Annotated in this window: 22 protein-coding genes; 16 read left to right on the top strand and 6 right to left on the bottom strand. The window is 40.8% G+C overall.

The window, feature by feature from the left end; all coding sequences use genetic code 11:
* Positions 1 to 29: 29 nt before the first annotated feature.
* The gene (locus PASHI_RS02125) at positions 30 to 464 is read right to left on the bottom strand and encodes a MerR family transcriptional regulator (RefSeq protein WP_054553803.1); all 435 of its coding nucleotides are present in this window, start codon (positions 462 to 464) and stop codon (positions 30 to 32) included.
* 341 nt (positions 465 to 805) lie between these two features.
* Between PASHI_RS02125 and PASHI_RS02120 the strand changes: the two genes are divergently transcribed.
* The 11 genes from PASHI_RS02120 (at position 806) to PASHI_RS02070 (ending at position 12,184) form a co-directional block, all read left to right on the top strand.
* Positions 806 to 1,987 (top strand): acetyl-CoA C-acyltransferase, encoded by a 1,182-nt coding sequence (locus tag PASHI_RS02120; protein WP_062564427.1) that lies wholly within the window; start codon positions 806 to 808, stop codon positions 1,985 to 1,987.
* 91 nt (positions 1,988 to 2,078) lie between these two features.
* On the top strand, positions 2,079 to 3,569 hold the full coding sequence (locus PASHI_RS02115; protein ID WP_055197193.1) for a CoA-acylating methylmalonate-semialdehyde dehydrogenase: 1,491 nt from the start codon (positions 2,079 to 2,081) through the stop codon (positions 3,567 to 3,569).
* 110 nt (positions 3,570 to 3,679) lie between these two features.
* A complete protein-coding gene (locus PASHI_RS02110; RefSeq protein ID WP_062564426.1) occupies positions 3,680 to 4,837 on the top strand; it encodes an acyl-CoA dehydrogenase family protein in 1,158 nt (385 codons plus the stop codon).
* 10 nt (positions 4,838 to 4,847) lie between these two features.
* Positions 4,848 to 5,627, top strand: a complete 780-nt coding sequence (locus PASHI_RS02105; protein ID WP_062564425.1) for an enoyl-CoA hydratase — start codon at positions 4,848 to 4,850, stop codon at positions 5,625 to 5,627.
* Positions 5,627 to 6,769: an enoyl-CoA hydratase/isomerase family protein gene (locus PASHI_RS02100; protein ID WP_062564424.1), complete on the top strand. Its 1,143-nt coding sequence runs from the start codon at positions 5,627 to 5,629 to the stop codon at positions 6,767 to 6,769. The genes PASHI_RS02105 and PASHI_RS02100 overlap by 1 nt, the downstream gene beginning before the upstream one ends.
* 17 nt (positions 6,770 to 6,786) lie before the next feature.
* Positions 6,787 to 7,677: a 3-hydroxyisobutyrate dehydrogenase gene (mmsB, locus tag PASHI_RS02095; RefSeq protein ID WP_062564423.1), complete on the top strand. Its 891-nt coding sequence runs from the start codon at positions 6,787 to 6,789 to the stop codon at positions 7,675 to 7,677.
* A 9-nt stretch (positions 7,678 to 7,686) separates the two neighbouring features.
* Complete coding sequence (locus PASHI_RS02090) at positions 7,687 to 8,448, top strand: SDR family oxidoreductase (RefSeq protein WP_062564422.1); 762 nt, start codon at positions 7,687 to 7,689, stop codon at positions 8,446 to 8,448.
* Between the two features lie 108 nt (positions 8,449 to 8,556).
* The gene (locus tag PASHI_RS02085; protein ID WP_062564421.1) at positions 8,557 to 9,045 is read left to right on the top strand and encodes a hypothetical protein; all 489 of its coding nucleotides are present in this window, start codon (positions 8,557 to 8,559) and stop codon (positions 9,043 to 9,045) included.
* A 55-nt stretch (positions 9,046 to 9,100) separates the two neighbouring features.
* Positions 9,101 to 10,921: a protein kinase domain-containing protein gene (locus PASHI_RS02080; RefSeq protein ID WP_062564582.1), complete on the top strand. Its 1,821-nt coding sequence runs from the start codon at positions 9,101 to 9,103 to the stop codon at positions 10,919 to 10,921.
* Between the two features lie 39 nt (positions 10,922 to 10,960).
* On the top strand, positions 10,961 to 11,632 hold the full coding sequence (locus PASHI_RS02075) for an RDD family protein (protein WP_062564420.1): 672 nt from the start codon (positions 10,961 to 10,963) through the stop codon (positions 11,630 to 11,632).
* A gap of 138 nt (positions 11,633 to 11,770) precedes the next feature.
* A complete protein-coding gene (locus PASHI_RS02070; RefSeq protein ID WP_156426444.1) occupies positions 11,771 to 12,184 on the top strand; it encodes a hypothetical protein in 414 nt (137 codons plus the stop codon).
* A 189-nt stretch (positions 12,185 to 12,373) separates the two neighbouring features.
* Here PASHI_RS02070 and gloA read toward each other — a convergent pair whose 3' ends face one another.
* Positions 12,374 to 12,904 (bottom strand): lactoylglutathione lyase, encoded by a 531-nt coding sequence (gene gloA, locus PASHI_RS02060; RefSeq protein ID WP_062564417.1) that lies wholly within the window; start codon positions 12,902 to 12,904, stop codon positions 12,374 to 12,376.
* A gap of 186 nt (positions 12,905 to 13,090) precedes the next feature.
* Between gloA and PASHI_RS02055 the strand changes: the two genes are divergently transcribed.
* Positions 13,091 to 13,330, top strand: a complete 240-nt coding sequence (locus PASHI_RS02055) for a hypothetical protein (protein WP_138519570.1) — start codon at positions 13,091 to 13,093, stop codon at positions 13,328 to 13,330.
* Between the two features lie 167 nt (positions 13,331 to 13,497).
* Here PASHI_RS02055 and PASHI_RS02050 read toward each other — a convergent pair whose 3' ends face one another.
* From PASHI_RS02050 to acuR, 3 genes are all read right to left on the bottom strand, one after another.
* Positions 13,498 to 13,914, bottom strand: coding sequence for a VF530 family protein (locus tag PASHI_RS02050; RefSeq protein WP_055021352.1), 417 nt, complete (start codon positions 13,912 to 13,914; stop codon positions 13,498 to 13,500).
* Positions 13,915 to 14,004: 90 nt separating this feature from the next.
* Positions 14,005 to 14,997: an acrylyl-CoA reductase (NADPH) gene (acuI, locus tag PASHI_RS02045; protein ID WP_058585041.1), complete on the bottom strand. Its 993-nt coding sequence runs from the start codon at positions 14,995 to 14,997 to the stop codon at positions 14,005 to 14,007.
* A gap of 61 nt (positions 14,998 to 15,058) precedes the next feature.
* Positions 15,059 to 15,691, bottom strand: a complete 633-nt coding sequence (acuR, locus tag PASHI_RS02040; protein WP_062564581.1) for an acrylate utilization transcriptional regulator AcuR — start codon at positions 15,689 to 15,691, stop codon at positions 15,059 to 15,061.
* A 374-nt stretch (positions 15,692 to 16,065) separates the two neighbouring features.
* On the opposite strand from acuR, the gene rmf reads away from it, so the two are divergent.
* Complete coding sequence (gene rmf / locus PASHI_RS02035; RefSeq protein ID WP_036968408.1) at positions 16,066 to 16,236, top strand: ribosome modulation factor; 171 nt, start codon at positions 16,066 to 16,068, stop codon at positions 16,234 to 16,236.
* Between the two features lie 78 nt (positions 16,237 to 16,314).
* Here rmf and fabA read toward each other — a convergent pair whose 3' ends face one another.
* On the bottom strand, positions 16,315 to 16,830 hold the full coding sequence (gene fabA / locus PASHI_RS02030; RefSeq protein WP_062564415.1) for a bifunctional 3-hydroxydecanoyl-ACP dehydratase/trans-2-decenoyl-ACP isomerase: 516 nt from the start codon (positions 16,828 to 16,830) through the stop codon (positions 16,315 to 16,317).
* Between the two features lie 207 nt (positions 16,831 to 17,037).
* Here fabA and PASHI_RS02025 point away from each other — a divergent pair, with 207 nt between their 5' ends.
* From PASHI_RS02025 to PASHI_RS02015, 3 genes are read left to right on the top strand one after another with little or no spacing between them, the layout of a single operon-like run.
* A complete protein-coding gene (locus PASHI_RS02025; RefSeq protein WP_062564414.1) occupies positions 17,038 to 17,895 on the top strand; it encodes a 6-carboxytetrahydropterin synthase in 858 nt (285 codons plus the stop codon).
* Positions 17,888 to 18,706, top strand: coding sequence for a M23 family metallopeptidase (locus PASHI_RS02020; protein ID WP_062564413.1), 819 nt, complete (start codon positions 17,888 to 17,890; stop codon positions 18,704 to 18,706). Before PASHI_RS02025 ends, PASHI_RS02020 begins: the two co-directional genes overlap by 8 nt.
* A 5-nt stretch (positions 18,707 to 18,711) precedes the next feature.
* On the top strand, positions 18,712 to 19,146 hold the full coding sequence (locus tag PASHI_RS02015) for an acyl-CoA thioesterase (protein WP_054561502.1): 435 nt from the start codon (positions 18,712 to 18,714) through the stop codon (positions 19,144 to 19,146).
* The last annotated feature ends 23 nt before the right edge of the window (positions 19,147 to 19,169 follow it).

Genomic DNA, 19,169 nt, shown 5'->3' with positions numbered 1-19,169 from the left:
GAGAGTCTGTTGACGAGATTGTTGTCAGGTTATTCGTCTAAATTATTAAGGGTTTCACGACAGCGGCGTTCTGCTGTAACCAATTCCATTAGTACAACTTTAATGTCGTCCATTTGTTGGCTCAGGTCCGCTTTTTTCTCTGCGATAAGGTCAAGCATAGTGACTAGCTGTTTAGCGCTCGATTTATCTGCATCGTAAAGTTCAAACAAACGGCCCGTTTCAGCCAAGGTAAAACCTAAGCGTTTACCACGTAGAATAAGTTTTAGTCTTACTTTGTCGCGTTTTGAATAAATACGGGTTTGACCATTGCGATCAGGTGAGATCAGGCCTTGGTCTTCATAAAAGCGGATAGAGCGGGTGGTAATATCAAATTCTTTTGCTAGTTCGCTGATACTAAACGTTTGCTCATTGCTAGCAGGTTCAACTGCTGCGCTTTCAAAGTTTGTTTGATTGTCTTGTTTCATTATTTATTTACCTCATTCGAATAACACCAATATAAGTGAAGTTTACGTAAAGGTAAAGGGTGATTTGGGAGTTATACTTTAGACTTATAAAGATAACTGGTTGGATTTGTTGAAAAGCTTTATTTATCTAGCCTTGTAAGCAGATGTTCGATTTTTCATACAACAAAATACAGATAAGTTTACAGTTTTGCCGGCCGCAAAAATGTTGATTTTAGATTTACGTTGGCGTAAACGTAAATATTATGTATGCTGAATTAAATCGAAATTAAACTATAACAAATTAACTGTTTGGTTACACATGATTTGAACACATGATGATAACCACTTACATGGAGCCAATTATGACTACTGAAGCCGTTGTTATTGTTGCCGCAAAACGTACCCCTATGGGTGGTTTTATGGGCGCACTAAGTGGTGCACACGCAACTGATTTAGGTGCTACAGCTATTAAAAGTAGCTTAGAGCAAGCCGGTTTATCTGCCGATAAGATTGACGAAGTGATCATGGGCTGTGTATTACCAGCTGGTCTTGGTCAAGCACCGGCACGCCAAGCAATGTTAAAAGCGGGTCTTAATCAAGGTACTGGCGCTACAACAATCAACAAAGTATGTGGCTCTGGCTTAAAGGCTGCAATGTTTGCCCATGACTTAATTAAATCAGGCTCTATTAACTCAGCGGTTGCTGGTGGTATGGAAAGCATGAGTAATGCCCCTTATATGTTACCAAACGCACGTTCAGGTATGCGTATGGGTCATGGCGAAGTAAAAGATCACATGATGTGTGATGGCCTTGAAGATGCTTACGACAACAAAGCAATGGGTTGTTTTGCACAAGACACTGCCGATCAATATTCAATTGGTCGTGAACAAATGGATAACTTTGCACTTAGCTCACTGACTAAAGCAAATAGCGCAATTGAAACAGGAGCATTTGCAAACGAGATTGCCGCGCACACTATTTCTACACGTAAAGGTGATGTGACCGTTGCGATTGATGAGCAACCAGGCAATGCACGTCCTGATAAAATTCCAGGTTTACGTCCTGCATTTAAAAAAGACGGCACTATTACAGCTGCAAACTCATCATCAATTTCTGACGGTGCAGCAGCGCTTGTGTTGATGCGTGAGTCAGATGCTAAAGCACAAGGTTTAACACCACTTTGCCGTATCGTTGCTCACAGCACACATTCTCAAGCACCAAGCAAATTTACTTTAGCACCAGTTGGCGCAATGCAATCGCTTTTAGAAAAAGCCGGTTGGTCTGTGAATGATGTTGATTTATGGGAAATCAACGAAGCGTTTGCGATGGTGACTATGCTTGCAATTAACGAGTTAAAACTTGATGAAAGCAAAGTAAACGTAAACGGCGGTGCCTGTGCACTTGGTCACCCAATTGGTGCAAGCGGCGCGCGTATCTTAGTTACCTTAATTCATGCATTAAAGAATCGTGGTCTTAGCAAAGGTGTTGCCTCACTGTGTATCGGTGGTGGTGAAGCTGTTGCTATGGCTGTTGAAGCTATTTAATCGCTTTAGAATTTTAATCTCTCACAGCCGCAACGTATTTTAAAAACTATCATGTTGCGGCCTCTTTATACCCACTGGGGAGGAGTGCCTCATGCACCAAGTACCTTTATTTATCAACGGCGAATTTACCCAATCAAGTTCATCGCAACTGATTGATGTTATCAATCCTGCGAACCAAGAAGTGTTAGCTCAAGTTCCGTGTGCAACAGATGCTGAAATGGATGCAGCCATTGCCTCTGCAAAAGAAACATTTAAAACGTGGAAAGAAGTGCCAATTTCTGAGCGTGCGCGCATCATGATGAAATACGCTGCACTACTAAAAGAAAACCATGACGAGCTTGCGACGATTATTTGTCATGAGCTGGGTAAAACATTTGAAGATGCCAAAGGCGATGTTTGGCGCGGTATTGAAGTTGTTGAGCAAGCAGCCAATGCACCATCACTGATGATGGGCGAAACAATGGAAAACGTAGCGCGTAAAATCGATACTTACTCTTACATGCAGCCACTAGGTGTATGTGCGGGTATTACGCCATTTAACTTCCCTGCGATGATCCCATTATGGATGTTCCCACTGGCTATTGTGTGTGGTAACACCTTTATTCTTAAACCATCAGAGCAAGATCCACTAACACCGATGCGTTTAGCTGAACTATTTGTTGAAGCGGGCGCGCCAAAAGGGGTGTTACAAGTTGTTCACGGTACAAAACCACAAGTTGACCGTTTATTAGAAGACCCAGCAGTACGCGCTATTTCATTTGTTGGTTCGTGTGGGGTAGGTGAATACATCTATTCAAAAGGCACAGCAAACCTTAAACGCGTGCAAGCTTGTGTAGGTGCAAAAAACCACATGGTTATTATGCCTGATGCAAGTAAATCGCATGTTGTAAACAACCTAGTAGGTGCGTCTGTAGGTGCTGCGGGTCAGCGCTGTATGGGTATTTCGGTTGCTGTATTTGTTGGCCAAGCAAAAGACTGGGTTGACGAAATTAAAGCAGGCTTTGAAAACGTACGTCCAGGTGTATGGGATGATGCCAACGCGGCTTACGGCCCACAAACATCAAAAGCAGCTAAAGATCGTATTTTATCACTTATCGCAAGTGGTAAAGAACAAGGTGCAACGTGCTTAATTGATGGCTCTGACTTTACTGTCGAAGGTTACGAGCAAGGTAACTGGGTTGGTCCAACGCTATTTACTGATGTAACCACAGAGATGGATTTATACAAAGAAGAGATCTTTGGTCCTGTACTGGCTTGTATGTTTGTAGATACTCTAGAAGAGGCGATTGAGCTTATCAATAACTCGCCTTACGGTAACGGTACTTCGTTATTCACATCAAGCGGCGCTGCTGCACGTAAATTCCAACATGAAATCGAAGTAGGTCAAGTTGGTATCAACGTGCCAATTCCTGTGCCACTACCGTTTTTCTCTTTCACAGGTTGGAAAGGCTCATTCTACGGTGACCAACACACCTACGGTAAGCAAGGTATTCGTTTTTACACAGAAACGAAAACAATTACTTCACGTTGGTTCGAGGATGATATCGCCTCAGGTCCGAACATGAGTATCAACCTTAAATAAGCCGTAATTAATTTACTGCTGAGCGAGCACACGCTCGCTCAAAGAACACACATTTAAACGACAATAATCGTTATTCACACAAGAATAAGACAACAAAATAGAGGTCTACTATGGACTTTAATTTAACCGAAGATCAGCAAGCGTTTGCTGAAACAGCCCGTCAGTTTGCAGAGTCTGAACTTGCCCCACATGCAGCAAAGTGGGACCAAGAGCACATTTTCCCTAAAGACACCATTAAGGCAGCCGGTGAGCTAGGCTTTTGTGGTTTATATACCCCTGAAGAAGCGGGCGGCTTAGGTTTATCTCGCCTAGATTCAAGCATTATCTTTGAGCAGCTTGCCATGGGTTGTACAGCAACCACCGCTATGTTGACCATTCATAATATGGCAACCTGGATGATTGCAAGCTTTGGTACTGATGACGTTAAAGCCCAGTACTGTGAACAATTAGTAATGGGTGAGTTACTTGCTTCTTACTGTTTAACAGAGCCTGGCTCTGGCTCTGATGCAGCATCACTAAAAACCAAAGCAGTTAAAGAGGGCGATGAGTATGTGATCTCAGGCTCTAAAATGTTTATTTCGGGTGCCGGTGAAACTGATTTACTTGTGGTTATGGCGCGCACTGTTGGTGAAGGCGCAGCTGGTATTTCGGCATTTGTTGTGCCTGCAGATGCTGCAGGTATTGAATACGGTAAAGCTGAAGAAAAAATGGGCTGGAATGCACAGCCAACACGTTTAATTAGCTTTGAAGGTGTCAGAATTCCTGCGGCTAACTTACTAGGTCAAGAAGGCGAAGGCTTTAAGTTTGCAATGCAAGGCTTAGACGGTGGTCGTATTAACATTGCAACTTGTTCAATAGGTACAGCTCAAGCAGCTCTTAATACTGCACGCGAATACTTAAAAGAGCGTGAGCAGTTTGGTAAGCCATTAGCTGCTTTCCAAGCACTGCAATTTAAGATTGCCGATATGAACACCGAGCTTGTTGCTGCTCGTCAAATGGTGCGCTTAGCCGCATTTAAACTAGATACAGGTGACAGCGAAAAAACCACTTACTGCGCGATGGCAAAACGTTTTGCTACAGATGTTGGTTTTAAAGTCTGTGACGACGCACTACAAATTCACGGTGGTTACGGTTACATCAAAGAATACCCATTAGAGCGTCATTTCAGAGACGTACGTGTGCATCAAATTCTTGAAGGCACAAACGAAATCATGCGTGTGATTATCGCACGTCGTATCTTAGCTGAGTCAGCTGGCGACATTCTATAAGGAGCAACCTATGTCTAATCCATCGATTGATTTAAATATTGAAGGTAATGTAGCGGTTTTAACCATGAATAACCCGCCAGCGAATACCTGGACACAAGATACATTAACCGCGCTTAAAGACACTGTGACTGAGCTAAATGCTAACAAAAATGTCTATGCATTAGTGATTACAGGCCAAGGTGAAAAGTTCTTTAGTGCTGGTGCCGATTTAAACGTGTTTGCTAGTGGTGATAAAGGCGTTGCAGCCACTATGTCTAAAGTGTTTGGTGATGCATTTGAAGCTTTAACCAATTTCCGTGGTGTATCAATCGCGGCAATTAACGGTTACGCCATGGGCGGTGGTCTGGAAGTAGCTCTTGCGTGTGATATTCGTATTGCTGAAGAGCAAGCTCAAATGGCACTTCCTGAAGCGAAAGTTGGCTTACTGCCATGTGCTGGCGGTACGCAAAACCTTGCATGGCTTGTTGGTGAAGGTTGGGCAAAACGCATGATTTTATGTGGTGAGCGCTTAAAAGCAGACAAAGCACGTGAAATTGGCCTTGTTGAAGAAGTGGTTGGCACTGGCGAAAGTTTAGCTGCGGCAATGAAACTTGCTAACCAAGTTGGCGAACAAAGCCCGGTTGCTGTGACTGCATGTAAAGAACTTATTCAAAGAGGTCGCACACAGCCAATGTCTCATGCATTGCCATTAGAGCGTGAGTTATTTGTACAGTTGTTTGATACGCAAGACCAAAAAGAAGGCGTGAATGCTTTCTTAGAAAAGCGTAAAGCAAATTGGGTAAATGGCTAATGACTAATGTAACACTACTAAATCATCAAGATGCGCCTGTGGTGTTTGAAACTGCAGAGGCCGAAAGCGGCCTCATTGCAATTGCGACACTCAATGCGCCTAAGTCGTTAAATGCCTTAAATTACGACATGATCCAATTGCTAGAGCCTCAGCTTAGAAAATGGGCTGACGATGACGCCGTTGCCATGGTTGTTCTAAAAGGGGCTGGCGAAAAAGCATTTTGTGCTGGTGGCGATGTAGTAAGCCTGCATAAAGCAATGAGCACAGGTGAGCCTGCTAACTTCATTGAAGACTTTTTTACCCTTGAGTACAAGTTAGACTACCTAATTCACTGCTATGAAAAGCCAATATTACTTTGGGGTAATGGCATTGTTATGGGTGGCGGCCTTGGCTTAATGGCTGGTGCAAGTCACCGAGTGGTAACAGAAACATCGCGTATTGCAATGCCTGAGCTAACCATAGGTTTATACCCTGATGTGGGCGGCAGTTACTTCTTACATAAAATGCCTGAGCAAGTGGGTCTATTCTTAGGGTTAACTGCTGCGTCTATCAATGCTGAAGATGCCTTGTTTGTTAATCTTGCTGATCACTATGCATCAGCAGATAAATATGACGCTATTTTAACGGCTATCACCGCTGAAAACTGGGGCAAAACAGCCTCATTAAACCACGAAAAGCTAACTAACATTTTAATCTCTATTGATAATATTTCAGGCCGTGTTCCTAAAGGCAATGTAAAAGATAACTTAGCGGTTATTCAAAAGCTGGCTGAGTTTGATTCATTGCAGGGAAAAATTGACTACATTCAAGCTTTAGAAACAGAAGATAAATGGCTTAATCGTGCGCAAAAATCATTAGCGCATGGTTGTCCGCTTAGTTGTGCGCTGGTTGAACGTCAATTAGCTAATTCAAAAGAGATGACGTTAGCACAGTGCTTCAAAATGGAGCTAGGCATGTCAGTTCGTTGTGGCGAAGTAGGTGAGTTCCAAGAAGGAGTTCGTGCGCTACTAATCGACAAAGACGGTGCACCAAACTGGCAGTTTAAATCGCTTAGCGATATCGACGAAGCAGTTGTAGATAGCTTCTTTACAGCACGCTGGGATGAGCAATCTCATCCACTTAACTCATTAACGTCATCTTAAGTCCAAGGGGTAAACAAATGGCTAAATTAACAATAGGATTTATTGGTTTAGGCAACATGGGTGGCCCAATGGCGGCAAACCTTGTCAATGCAGGTCATACAGTTCGCGTGTTTGACTTAAATAAAGCAGCGGTTAATGAGCTTGCCGATAAAGGTGCAATTGCTGCTACCGATGCAGCTGAGTGTGCCATTGGTGCTGATATTTTTATCAGTATGCTACCGGCAAGCAAACACGTTAAATCGCTTTACTTAGGTGAAACGGGTCTTATTAACTTACTTGATAGCAAAACCTTAGTGATTGACTGCTCAACCATTGATGCAGAATCAGCGCGTCAAGTGGGTAGTGAGCTTGCTCAAAAAGGCATTGATTTTGTTGATGCGCCGGTATCAGGTGGTGTTGCAGGTGCAACAGCAGGCACTTTAACCTTTATCGTCGGTGGTGAGCAAAGCCACTTTGAAAAAGCCAAACTGGCTTTAGTGGATATGGGTAAAAACATCTTCCATGCTGGTGATATTGGCGCAGGCCAAGTCGCAAAAATCTGTAACAACATGCTGCTAAGCATTTTAATGGCAGGTACTAGCGAAGCACTACAAATGGGCATCAACAATGGGCTCGATCCAAAAGTGTTAAGTGACATCATGAGCGCAAGCTCTGGTCGTAACTGGACACTTGAGCTTTACAACCCATGCCCTGGTGTAATGGAAACAGCACCAGCAAGTAATGATTATAAACCGGGCTTTATGGTTGATTTAATGGCAAAAGACTTAGGTCTTGCTATGGAAGCGGCTCAGCAAAGTAATTCATCTACCCCAATGGGGTCAATGGCGAAGAATCTATACACTATGCTTCAGCATCAAGGTGCGGGTAGTGATGATTTTAGCGCTATTTTTAAATTATTCTCGAAGTAGGAGATTGTTGTGGAAATTAAAAACAACAACATCGTAATTACCGGTGGTGCGCAAGGTTTAGGCTTTGCGATGGCCGAGAAATTTGCATCCCTTGGTGCGAACATCGCTCTTATCGATATGCAACAAGACGTACTAGATACTGCAGTATCAGCGCTTGCTAAGTATGGCACAAAAGTCATGGCGTATGCTGCTAATGTGACCGACGAAGACGCTGTGGTAGCAACGTTTAATACTATCAACAAAGACTTTGGCCATATCGGCGTGTTAATTAACAACGCGGGTATCTTACGCGATGGTATGTTTATCAAAGCAAAAGAAGGCAAAGTAGTTGATAAAATGTCGTTGGCTCAATTTCAATCTGTTATTGATGTGAACCTAACAGGCGTATTTTTAGCTGGTCGTGAAGCTGCAAGCCACATGATTGAGTCTGGCAAAGGCGGCGTTATTGTTAATATGTCGAGTGTTGCCCGTGCTGGTAACATTGGCCAAACAAACTATGCTGCGTCTAAAGCCGGTGTTGTTGCGATGACAACAGGTTGGTCGAAAGAATTAGGTCGCTTTGGTATCCGTGTTGGTGCAATCGCACCAGGTGTTATTCGCACCGCGATGACAGATGCAATGAAACCAGAAGCAAAACAACGCATGATGGCGGTTACGCCAGTGGGTCGTTTTGGTGAAGCAGAAGAAATTGCTCAAACAGCACAATACATTGTAGAGAATGACTTCTTTACAGGTCGTGTTGTTGAAATTGATGGCGGTATCCGCCTTTAGTTTGAAATGGTAACCCTTTACCCATTGAAAGTACCAAAACGGTAAGCCTAGCTTGCCGTTTTTTTATTTTTAAAGTATTTTAAATTCATAATGATAAGGAGATTTGTTATGAACACGGATGGCATTACAGTATCAATGAGCAAGGGAATTAAAGCCAACTTCAAGCTGGGTGAACATTTAATTCAATACTGGGGTTCTGCTTACTCAGGTAAAGAAGTTTTGAAAGTAGACAGTGAATTAATAGCAGAATCACGTAACTTTAAAACTAAATCTGTTCATGAGTTTAATGTTGATGGTAAAGTCTGCCAATTAACAATTTCAGTGACTTTATTCAGGAAGTTTTCTTCTACCATTACATTAGAGTGTGAGGGTGAGCTAGTTCACAGTTATCAACTCACATATGGTAAAACCCGACAAATTGCTTGGTATTTAAAAGCAATCCCATTTTTATTTGCAGGGGTTTTAGGCTGGTGTTTTGCCGCTGATATTCTTACCTTATTAGAGTTGGTTATCTTTTTTTGCTTAACCTTTGCAGTATCAGAACTGGTTCTGAAAGATCAAGGCTGGATCATCGAAGAGCAAAAGCCTTGTAATTAACTGTTTAGCATTCAATAATTAAGCGGTTAAAAGCCGCTTAACTTTGAGAGATGCAGTGAATCCCAAACAAATCCGCAATTTTTATATCAATGAAGAACAGTCTGTTTATTTACTGTCTCACCATGATGCTAAAAAGCACCGTCAATGGCTTAATATTTGTATTAAACAGCTTACTTTGCTTGGTTACAGTGACGTTGAATTAATTGGCTCTGGTGCATTCGGATTTGTTTTTGCCGGTGTTGATGATGAAAACCTACCTTGGGTATTTAAGTTTTCCCGGATAACCCTTGCACAAAGTGTGCGTGACCGTCTAGAAGACGAAGCGTACATGCTCTCGCAAGTTAATAATCCGCTGGTGCCAAAATTTTATGCCTTTGAACGCATTAAAAAGCAAGGCATTTTAATGATGGAGCGCGCTCTAGGTGAAGACTTAGAAAAAATCTCTATCAAACAGGGGCGTTTTAGCGCAGCAAAAGTTATGGCGCTGGCTCTTAGACTACGTAATGTGCTTTTAGATTTACGTGAACACAAAAATGGCTTAAGCCCTCAGCCAATTGTGCATGGCGATATTAAACCCTCTAACATTGTTTATGATGAACAAACCAATAAATTGTCATTGGTAGACTGGGGCAGCTCTGTTTACGCACAAATAGATGCTGAAGGTAATCCGGTTGCCAGCAACTTTATGGATCTTATGTCTGCTGATATTAGCACCACTAATGCACGCATGGGTGATGTGTATTTTATTGGTGATGAGCAAATGTCTGGCGGGCAGTCATCGCCACGTTTTGATGAACAAGGTGTCGCATCAACCCTTTATGCACTGGCCTCTGCACAATCTTGTAGATTTGGTGCGGCGGTTATTCCTGCTACAAGCCTGAATTTACCTATGGAGCTTGCCCGTGTTATTGACGGTATGCTTTCAAAAAATAAGGCCACTCGCGATGGGGCTGGTGATTATTTTATGCGAAACATGCCTACAATGGCTAAAGCTTATCTCCCTGAGCTGCCCCGTAAAGTCATTCGCCCTTATATTCCTTATTGGTTTAGTGAGTTTGATGAACACCCAGATACGGTTGTTTATAGCTCGCGTAAACAATTTTTAAGACAAGCCGACCATAATCAACAATTACTTGATGTAAACGATGCCCAGCTCGACAGATACTACAAAGAGTTTTTATTTGATACCGGCGACACCGAAAAAGCATTTTTAGCTTCTATAAGCCGATTAGCAAAATATCCGGTAGTAGGGGGCTTGAGTTTTCATTGGAAAGAAAACTCACTGTTTGTTGAGTCTTCCCTTATTTTGCATGATGAAACGCTCGGCACAGCGTTTACTGATGCGATCAACAACACAGTAATGCTAGCACAGGGGATTGAACAAAAAGGTCTCTTTAAGTGTTGCTTGTTTGATGCGCGTAAAACCATTCAGCTCGAGCGTGATGGAACAGGTGCGTTTAAATTTGAACACTTACCAGAGCTTGATTATGAAGTGATGGATGTACAAGCCTCAGATGTAACCAGACCGCATTCTTACTTTGAAGATGGTAAAGACCCAGATGAGCAATTACAGCTCCCGAAAAAGGTCATAAAGTGTGTATTTGAACTTAACCAAATACACCATACGGGCTGTATTATTTTCGAAGCCTTACCTGATAGGATGAAAATACATCATTACTATCGACTGCTTGATGCCAGTAAAGAGCCTGAATTTAAACGTTTATTAAGTAAGCTCATGCAATATGCGGTTAGTATCACAGATGTAGGTGTGGCAGGCTTTATGAAGCTACCTTACAAAAATACCCGTGAATTTGATTTGTGCACTAAACAGCCCGATGAGTTTTATCCGCGAGATCCCAAAAGAGTGGAATGCTAAAAGCTGACCTGATTCAAACAGTTAAGGAGAATAATAAACATGGACTACATCCCAAATTATAAAAATTATTCATTAGATGAGCTATTAGATGCTCAAAAGTATATTGATAAAGAAAGCTACCCACAAAGAGCACAAGAGTTAGAATTAGAGATTGCAAATAAATTAAAAGACCCAGAAATAAAAGCAGAGTTTGAAGAGCTAGAAACGAGTAAAAGGTATGCTACTTTTTGGCCTCGTTTTTGGGCTGCTATTATTGATGGCTTAATTTTTACAGCATTACTTTATATCGAATGCTTACTCTTTGACGTTGAATATTCTTACGAAAACTCGATTTTACAAGCTGTTAATGGCTTTCAGTACATTGGCTATGTTGTTTTCATGCATGGGTTTTATGGTCAAACACTTGGAAAGATGGTGATGGATGTTAAAGTCCTCGATCATGAAACCGAAACGAGCATTACGCTTAAGCAATCGGTTCGCAGAGAATCTGTTAATATTGCTATTAACTCGTCTTGGATACTCCTAGTTTTTTCTATTTCAATATCGTTACAACAACTTGGTAGCGTACCTGCGGTTTTAACTTATTTAATTATGGGTCTGAATTCATTAGCTACAGTTTGGGCATTGTCAGAATTTATAACCATGCTGTTTAATGAAAAGCGTCGTGCAGTACATGACTTCATCGGTAGAACGGTTGTTGTTAGATTGTAATAAGGAGATCTACAATGACAACCGTAAAAAACACCTTAATTACCTAATGATGTAGTCGTTAGTTCTTTTTGTAGTGGCTAATAATAGGTATTGTTTATTCATCCTTTCAATTTATCTAAAGGCTTTCAGTGAATGCTAATGTCTAAAGTCCTTGTCGAAAATTTATATTATGATGGGCCAAGAGAGGGTATCACATCTGTTGAGGGGAGACATTACAGGTTTGTTTCAGACTTCAATGATGACAGTGGTTTTACTGATGAGTTTTCTCTTTATTTAATATCAGAATCTGAACTTCAATTAGAGATTGAGCAATGGCAAATTTTTGTTAAATGGAATAAAAAATATCAGTCAGGTGAATTAAAAGCCGATAGTCATCCTGGGCATGGTGGTATATCTCAAAGATGGGATGAAATAGAACAAGCTTTGGCAATTAACAGAAAAGATACGTCAAACTTTAAATTTAAAGCTACAGCGACCTTTACCCGGAATGATCAAGAACTGCAATATGATTTAAATGGCCCTTGTTATGATGTTTCTTGGCACTTTCTTTAATTATAAGTGTATTTAAAAAACGATGGCTACTCGCTAAAAGTTACAGTGTTTTTATTCATTCCAAATAAAAAGCTTTTTATAGAGCCTGACATTCACTTGCTAATGCAAAACATACAAACACTGACTACTACATATCAAAAGCGTAAATTAAAAAACCTGCTAAATAGCAGGTTTTTGGGTAATTAGCTTTTACTTATGCTCTTCAATTATCTCAGTGATCCCTTCAGCAGAAAGTATCTCTATCCAATAACCATCAGGGTCTTTTATAAAGGCTAGACCTTTCATAGAGCCATCGTCTGGTTTTTTGACAAACTCAACATCGTATTTTGCAAAACGCTCGCATGCTGCGTATACGTCTGGCACACTAATACCGATATGACCAAAGCCTTTTGGTTCATCATTACCACTATGGTAACCAGCAAAGCTGTCGTCGTTTTCTGTGCCCCAATTGTGTGTAAGCTCGATAAGAGCAGGGCGGCGAAATACCCACTGTGCTTTTTCTTTATCGCTGCCTGTTGGCATGTCTTGCTCATAACCTAAAAAGTACAGCGTAAACTCCATTTTAGGGAAGTCATATTTACCCAGTAACTTCATGCCTAAAACGTTTTGGTAGAAATCTAAAGAAGGCTTTGGATCTTTAATGCGCAACATTGTTTGTTGCATTACATAACCTTGCGTTGCATTTGCGATTTGTTCAGGTGATTCGTTGTAGTTAGACATACACATCCTTTTTTAATGACATTAATGATGATGAAAGCAGTCTAACATAATCAAGTTACCCTTAAATTAATAACAGATAAACTATGAGCCCTTTGTACTATGGTAAGTTAAAAATCATGGTGCTATAAATTGAAAATAGGGAACGGAGTTTTTGAACTAACGAACAAATGGAATAGCGAGCACATTATGGAAGATTTACAAAATAAAAGAAGCATTTCACAACGGTTCTTTGGTGAATACGCCAGCACTCCAAAGGTTTTGTGGACTATGTCTATCTGTATCATTGCTTTTTTATGGTTGACACGTGAAGGTGGACTTTTTGACATGCTTATTGCTGGTGATTTCAACTCTGCTTTCTTGCTGACAATAATTGGTTATTTATCAGAATTTAGATATCGAATTATAAAAGAATCAAGAAATGATTGACGTATTTAGGTAACCCTTCGATTCTCAACTGCTAACTTGCTAACTTGCTAACTTGCTAACTTGCTAACTTGCTAACTTGCTAACTTGCTAACTTGCTAACTCAAATAAAAAACCGCCCTTAAAGGCGGCTTATTTCAACTAACAGCTTATAGCTCAAAACTTTAAGCTTAATTACCCCAAGGATTACTCGCACTTGAACGTTGTTTACGGGTGCGGGCTTTTTGCTTGGCTTCTTTTTTAGCGTGAATACGTTTAGCGTCGGTAAAACTTAACTCACAAGGTTCACCTGGTTTTTGATCAGCAGGGATCACACGATCGCGCGGCGGTAATTCATAGTTTACATCGTCTGGGCGTGGTAAATTTTTGAGACGATACAAATAAAAGTTCTCGACTTTTTCTTGTGCCCATTGGGTTTTACGTAAAAACTTAACCGCAGATTTTACATCTGGGTTATTCTTAAAGCAGTTCAAACGCATATAGGCGTGGAGTAATTCCCAGCCATATTGCTCGACAAGCTCTGTAACGACTTGCTCGATACCAACACCTTGCAGTGGGTTATTGCTGAAAATTTCTTTATTACTCATTAGACTTTCCGGGATTACAAAACTAGGGTAAGTATAATTGCCTTTACCCTAGTTTTATAGCTAACTTGCTAAGAATGTTTATATTAGAGCTTATTCTTTACAATTGACCACTACACGGCCGCGAATTTCACCTTTTAATAGGGCTTCTGCGTTTGCAACGGCTTCAGAAAGAGGAATCTCTTGCGAAATAGCATCGAGGTACTGAGCTTCAACTAATTCGCTTAAACGTTGCCATGCTTCAATTCGGTCAGCTTTAGGGCGCATTACACTATCTATACCCATTAGACTAATGCCACGAAGGATAAACGGCGCTACCGTTGCCGGAAAGTCCATACCTTGTGCTAAACCACACGCTGTTACAACACCACCGTATTTAATCGATGCACACACATTTGCAAGGGTGTGGCTACCCACAGAATCAATTGCGCCAGCGAATTGCTCTTTAGCGAGTGGTTTCCCAGGTGCTGAGAATTCTTCGCGAGATAAAACGCGTTTTGCGCCTAATTTTTCAAGGTGATCTGCTTCGTTCATTCGTCCTGTTGTCGCAACTACATCAAAACCTAGTTTATTTAACAAATAGATAGCAAAACTACCCACGCCGCCATTAGCACCGGTAACAAGAATTTCGCCACTTTGGGGTGTGATACCTTGTTTTTCTAAAGCGATGATACTCAGCATTGCCGTATAACCTGCAGTACCAATTTGCATAGCCTGTTTTGGTGTTAAATTAGCAGGGAGGGGGATGATCCAATCAGCACTCATAGACGCTTTTGAACTCAAACCACCTAGGTATTTTTCCCCAACACCAAAGCCATTTAACAGAACTTTATCACCTACTTTAAATTCATCGCTTTTAGAGTCTGTTACTGTGCCTGCAAGGTCTATCCCGGGGATCATAGGAAATGTTCTTACCACAGGTCCTTTACCTGTAATGGCTAGGGCATCTTTGTAATTCAATGTACTGTAGTCAACATCAATATTTACATCTTGCTGGTGGATGCTTTCTACAGGAAAGTCTGTGTATTCGGCACGGTAGCCTTGATCATCTTTGTTGATAACTACCGATTTTACTGATGTTGTCATATTGACTCCTTTTAGACCGATCGTCTTTTAATGGTTAAAATAAAACCGTATTTAAACGGCTTTATAAAATTAAGCGTAAAAATTGTGCTGTATAAAGGGTAAGCGGTTCACTTGATTTATCAAGTTTAGAGCGCATCACTGCGCCTTCCCAGCCAATCCAGAAGAACTCAGCAAGCATTTTGCAATCTGATGATTGAGGAATTTGCTTTTGCTTCTTAGCATCAACTAAGCATTGCTCGATTAAAGCTTGCCAGTTGGCGTAAGCCTGTTTTATGCGGTCAATCATAGGCTCATCAAGGTGACTGATTTCTTGGTTTAAATTACCTATTAAGCAGCCGCGTTTAAACTCAAACTTTGCCATGCCTTGTTTGGCGTCATTGGCAAATAGCACAATCCTCTCAAGAGGGGGTGTTGAATCGTTGTTTAGGTGGCGTTTTAACTTTGCATGAAAATAGCTGTCGTAAGCATCAATGAGTGCTAAGCCAAAATCATTCTTACTTTTGAAGTAATGATAAAAAGAGCCCTTAGGTACCTGAGCTGATTTTAATATTAAATCAATGCCGGTTGCGCTAAAGCCTTTTTCGGTTAATACAGCTAGTCCCGTATTAATTAAAAGGGCACGGGTATCTGCATTAGAACGAGCTATTTTTGGTGGCCTGCCACGACGGCTTGGCACAGAGTTATTTGTTTCCATACCGACCATATTAGACCGATCGGTTTTTAATATGCAAGCATTAAATTGACTAAATTGTAATCATCATAAATTTGTCATGATTACAATTTAATTGGGAACTTTGCCGAAATTGGCTTGGTCACAAATAATGAAGCTAAAAGAGCTGTATCGTTTTTAGCTGAATTTAAGTGTATTAATAGATGGTTTTAGTTGAAGAGGTACGACCACCTAGTCATTTAAAATGTTAATTCATTTGAGCATCAGCACGTTAGTTATTGTCAATTTATTTAATTGCTTTTTGCTATTTGAATTTAACAGTTTTATTAACTATTCATTAAATGTAGATGTCAATTTCGCTACATATCTATAAATATAAAAAGGTGAGGATATTACCTATGAAGAGACAGAAAAGAGATCGTTTAGAAAGAGCTCATTCTCAAGGTTATAAAGCAGGCTTGGCAGGCCGTTCCAAAGAACAATGCCCTTATCAACAAATCGACCCTAAATCTGAGTGGTTAGGTGGCTGGCGAGAAGCCATTGAAAACCGAAACATGTTTAAAACTTAATATAGGCACCTTATTTACGCAAAAAAGCCCCATCTAGGGGCTTTTTTGTATCTGCTATTTTGTATCTTAAATTAAAGATTAAAACGCAGATGTATCTTGGAAAAGACCTACTTTAAGATCTTTTGCTTCATAGATTACTCGGCCATCTACTTCTACAGTACCATCAGCCATACCCATGAATAATTTACGTTTAATAACACGCTTCATGTCTAAACGATAAGTTACTTTTTTAGCTGTTGGTAAGATTTGACCTGTGAATTTAACTTCACCTACACCTAGTGCACGGCCAAGACCTGGGCCGCCAGACCAGCCAAGGAAGAAACCAACTAATTGCCACATTGCATCAAGGCCAAGACAACCAGGCATTACCGGATCACCTTTAAAGTGACAATCAAAGAACCAAAGATCAGGGTTGATATCTAGTTCAGCAACAATTTGACCTTTACCGTGCTCACCGCCGTCAGCAGTGATAGAGGTAATGCGGTCCATCATTAACATGTTGTCACTAGGTAAACGACAGTTGCCTTCACCAAACATTTCACCTTGACCACAAAGGACCAATTCTTCTTTTGTATAGCTGTTTTTAGGTTCCATAACTCTCATTCATCGCTTAGAAATTGCCCCGTACTTTAGCGTACACTTGTACGCTAAACAACTCGGAGCAGTTAATTATTTGCTATTTTTAGCTTATTTTATGACCATTTAATTAAACTGTCGCTGATAAAGGGAGATAAAACCGCGCATTGTGAAGTAAAAATCATTATAATTGCTGTGATTCTTTAACCAGTCTAAAGGAAATTTATGATCCTTTTTGTAAACTCACTGACAGTGATTGATTTTTCTTACTTGTGTAATAAACGCGGCGCAGTTGGCGAGAGCTGGATTGTGGATTTAACTCTGCACGGTCAATTAAATGATGAGTCGATGGTGCTTGATTTTGGTTTAGTTAAAAAGCAAATCAAGGGCATTATTGATAACTGTATCGACCATAAACTTGCTGTGCCAGCCACTCTAAACGGTTCACTAACACAGCATGCTGATCACAGCGTGCTAGATTGTCACTTTGGTGATAATTATCACTTAGCTATGAGCGCTCCTAACCAAGCATATTGTTTAATCGATGCTGATGTTATTGATGAAAAATCGGTAACCGAGTTTTTAATTAAAACTATTATGCCTGAGCTCCCTAGCAACATCGAAAAGATTGAAATAAATTTATACCCAGAGCATAGCCAAAGTTTTTATTATCATTACAGCCATGGTCTTAAAAAGCACGATGGTAATTGTCAGCGTATTATTCATGGCCATCGCTCACAAATTGGTATTAGCCTTGATGGTATGGCTATGCCTCGCTTACAAAAAGAGTGGGCAGATAAATGGGAAGACATTTATCTAGCAACAGCTGAAGATGAAATCAATAAATCAGAGCTCAAGCATGTAACTGCACAAGAGAACGATGTGTGCTTTGCATATACATCACAGCAAGGTTATTTTGAAATGGCGATAGACAAATCACGCTGCGACATTTTACCTTGCGATACTACGGTTGAGTGCATTGCAGACTACTTAAGTTCACAAGTTAAAAACCAATACCCTGATTCAGAAGTTAAAATTACAGCTTACGAAGGGGTTGGCAAGGGGTCAATCAGTTATGCTTAAAGGATTATTAATAGCAGCATTTGCAGGGTTGTTTTCTTTAACTGCAAGTGGTGTTGAATTAAAAGGACATTTAACTCAAGGCGGTTTAGTAACAGGCCAAATTGAAGGCGCTAAAAGTGTTAGCTTCAATGGTGAGCCTCTTAAGCTTTCAACAAATGGTGAGTTTGTGTTTGGTTTTGGTCGTGATGCCAAGACAAATCATAGCCTTTCTTGGGTTGATAGTGCTGGTGTAAGCCACGAACAAGCAATTGTGATCACTAAGCGTGATTACAAAATTGATAAAATCACCGGTGTAGCAAAAAAATATGTTTCGCCACCTAAAGAAGTATCTGAGCGTATTAGCCGTGAAGCTGTTGCTGTACGTAAAGCTAGGCAAGTTAATTCTGACCTACGGTACTTTTTAGACCCTGTTTATAAACCGGCAACTGGGCGCATTTCAGGTGTTTATGGAAGCCAGCGTTACTTTAATGGTGAGCCTCGCCGCCCGCACTTTGGTTTAGACATTGCCAATAAAACGGGTAGCCCAGTGTATGCGCCAGTGAGCGGCACAGTTGTTTTTGCTGATGCTGACTTATATTACTCTGGTGGTACCTTGATTCTTGACCATGGCCATGGTGTTACCTCTACTTATATTCATTTAAGCAAATTAGATGTAAAAGTAGGGGACGAAATTAAGCGTGGCGATAAAATTGCCGAGATCGGTGCGACCGGTCGCGTAACTGGCCCTCATTTAGACTGGCGTTTTAATTGGAAAAATGAACGCCTTGACCCTGCGCTAATGATGCAAGACACATTAGCTAATAAAAAGTAGAGACTATGACACAACAAATCGATCGTGACGCTATTATTGCAAAGCGTATTGCTGACTCAACAACGTCGGTAACAAAAACAGTTTTTCCTGGCCGTACCAACCACCACAATACTTTGTTTGGCGGTGACGCGTTGGCATGGATGGATGAAGTAGCGTTTATTGCTGCTACACGTTTTTGCCGTAAGCCACTTGTAACGATTTCGTCTGACCGTGTAGATTTTAAAGAAGCCATTCCGGCTGGTACATTTGCAGAGCTTATTTCTAAAGTGGTACACGTAGGTAACACTAGCCTTAAAGTAGATGTTGAAATCTTCTTAGAAACAATGCACAAAGACGATAAACACTTAGCTATTTCTGGTAGCTTTACGTTTGTTGCTGTTGATGATAACCACAGACCAACTCCGGTAGTGTGCGACAAAATGATCAACGGATTCGAATAAGACTTATAGTGAGTTTTAAATAA

Source organism: Pseudoalteromonas shioyasakiensis, assembly GCF_001550135.1.
Lineage (GTDB): Bacteria > Pseudomonadota > Gammaproteobacteria > Enterobacterales > Alteromonadaceae > Pseudoalteromonas > Pseudoalteromonas shioyasakiensis.
The sequence above is the reverse complement of the archived record's forward strand: the minus strand, read 5'-3'. Positions and strand labels throughout refer to the sequence as shown.

Excerpts from the sequence above, each read along its gene's own strand:
- PASHI_RS02125 (WP_054553803.1), bottom strand. The coding sequence starts at position 464 with ATGAAACAAGACAATCAAACAAACTTTGAAAGCGCAGCAGTTGAACCT.
- PASHI_RS02120 (WP_062564427.1), top strand. The coding sequence starts at position 806 with ATGACTACTGAAGCCGTTGTTATTGTTGCCGCAAAACGTACCCCTATG.
- PASHI_RS02115 (WP_055197193.1), top strand. The coding sequence starts at position 2,079 with ATGCACCAAGTACCTTTATTTATCAACGGCGAATTTACCCAATCAAGT.
- PASHI_RS02110 (WP_062564426.1), top strand. The coding sequence starts at position 3,680 with ATGGACTTTAATTTAACCGAAGATCAGCAAGCGTTTGCTGAAACAGCC.
- PASHI_RS02105 (WP_062564425.1), top strand. The coding sequence starts at position 4,848 with ATGTCTAATCCATCGATTGATTTAAATATTGAAGGTAATGTAGCGGTT.
- PASHI_RS02100 (WP_062564424.1), top strand. The coding sequence starts at position 5,627 with ATGACTAATGTAACACTACTAAATCATCAAGATGCGCCTGTGGTGTTT.
- mmsB (WP_062564423.1), top strand. The coding sequence starts at position 6,787 with ATGGCTAAATTAACAATAGGATTTATTGGTTTAGGCAACATGGGTGGC.
- PASHI_RS02085 (WP_062564421.1), top strand. The coding sequence starts at position 8,557 with ATGAACACGGATGGCATTACAGTATCAATGAGCAAGGGAATTAAAGCC.
- PASHI_RS02075 (WP_062564420.1), top strand. The coding sequence starts at position 10,961 with ATGGACTACATCCCAAATTATAAAAATTATTCATTAGATGAGCTATTA.
- PASHI_RS02070 (WP_156426444.1), top strand. The coding sequence starts at position 11,771 with ATGTCTAAAGTCCTTGTCGAAAATTTATATTATGATGGGCCAAGAGAG.
- gloA (WP_062564417.1), bottom strand. The coding sequence starts at position 12,904 with ATGTCTAACTACAACGAATCACCTGAACAAATCGCAAATGCAACGCAA.
- PASHI_RS02055 (WP_138519570.1), top strand. The coding sequence starts at position 13,091 with ATGGAAGATTTACAAAATAAAAGAAGCATTTCACAACGGTTCTTTGGT.
- PASHI_RS02050 (WP_055021352.1), bottom strand. The coding sequence starts at position 13,914 with ATGAGTAATAAAGAAATTTTCAGCAATAACCCACTGCAAGGTGTTGGT.
- acuI (WP_058585041.1), bottom strand. The coding sequence starts at position 14,997 with ATGACAACATCAGTAAAATCGGTAGTTATCAACAAAGATGATCAAGGC.
- acuR (WP_062564581.1), bottom strand. The coding sequence starts at position 15,691 with ATGGAAACAAATAACTCTGTGCCAAGCCGTCGTGGCAGGCCACCAAAA.
- rmf (WP_036968408.1), top strand. The coding sequence starts at position 16,066 with ATGAAGAGACAGAAAAGAGATCGTTTAGAAAGAGCTCATTCTCAAGGT.
- fabA (WP_062564415.1), bottom strand. The coding sequence starts at position 16,830 with ATGGAACCTAAAAACAGCTATACAAAAGAAGAATTGGTCCTTTGTGGT.
- PASHI_RS02025 (WP_062564414.1), top strand. The coding sequence starts at position 17,038 with ATGATCCTTTTTGTAAACTCACTGACAGTGATTGATTTTTCTTACTTG.
- PASHI_RS02020 (WP_062564413.1), top strand. The coding sequence starts at position 17,888 with ATGCTTAAAGGATTATTAATAGCAGCATTTGCAGGGTTGTTTTCTTTA.
- PASHI_RS02015 (WP_054561502.1), top strand. The coding sequence starts at position 18,712 with ATGACACAACAAATCGATCGTGACGCTATTATTGCAAAGCGTATTGCT.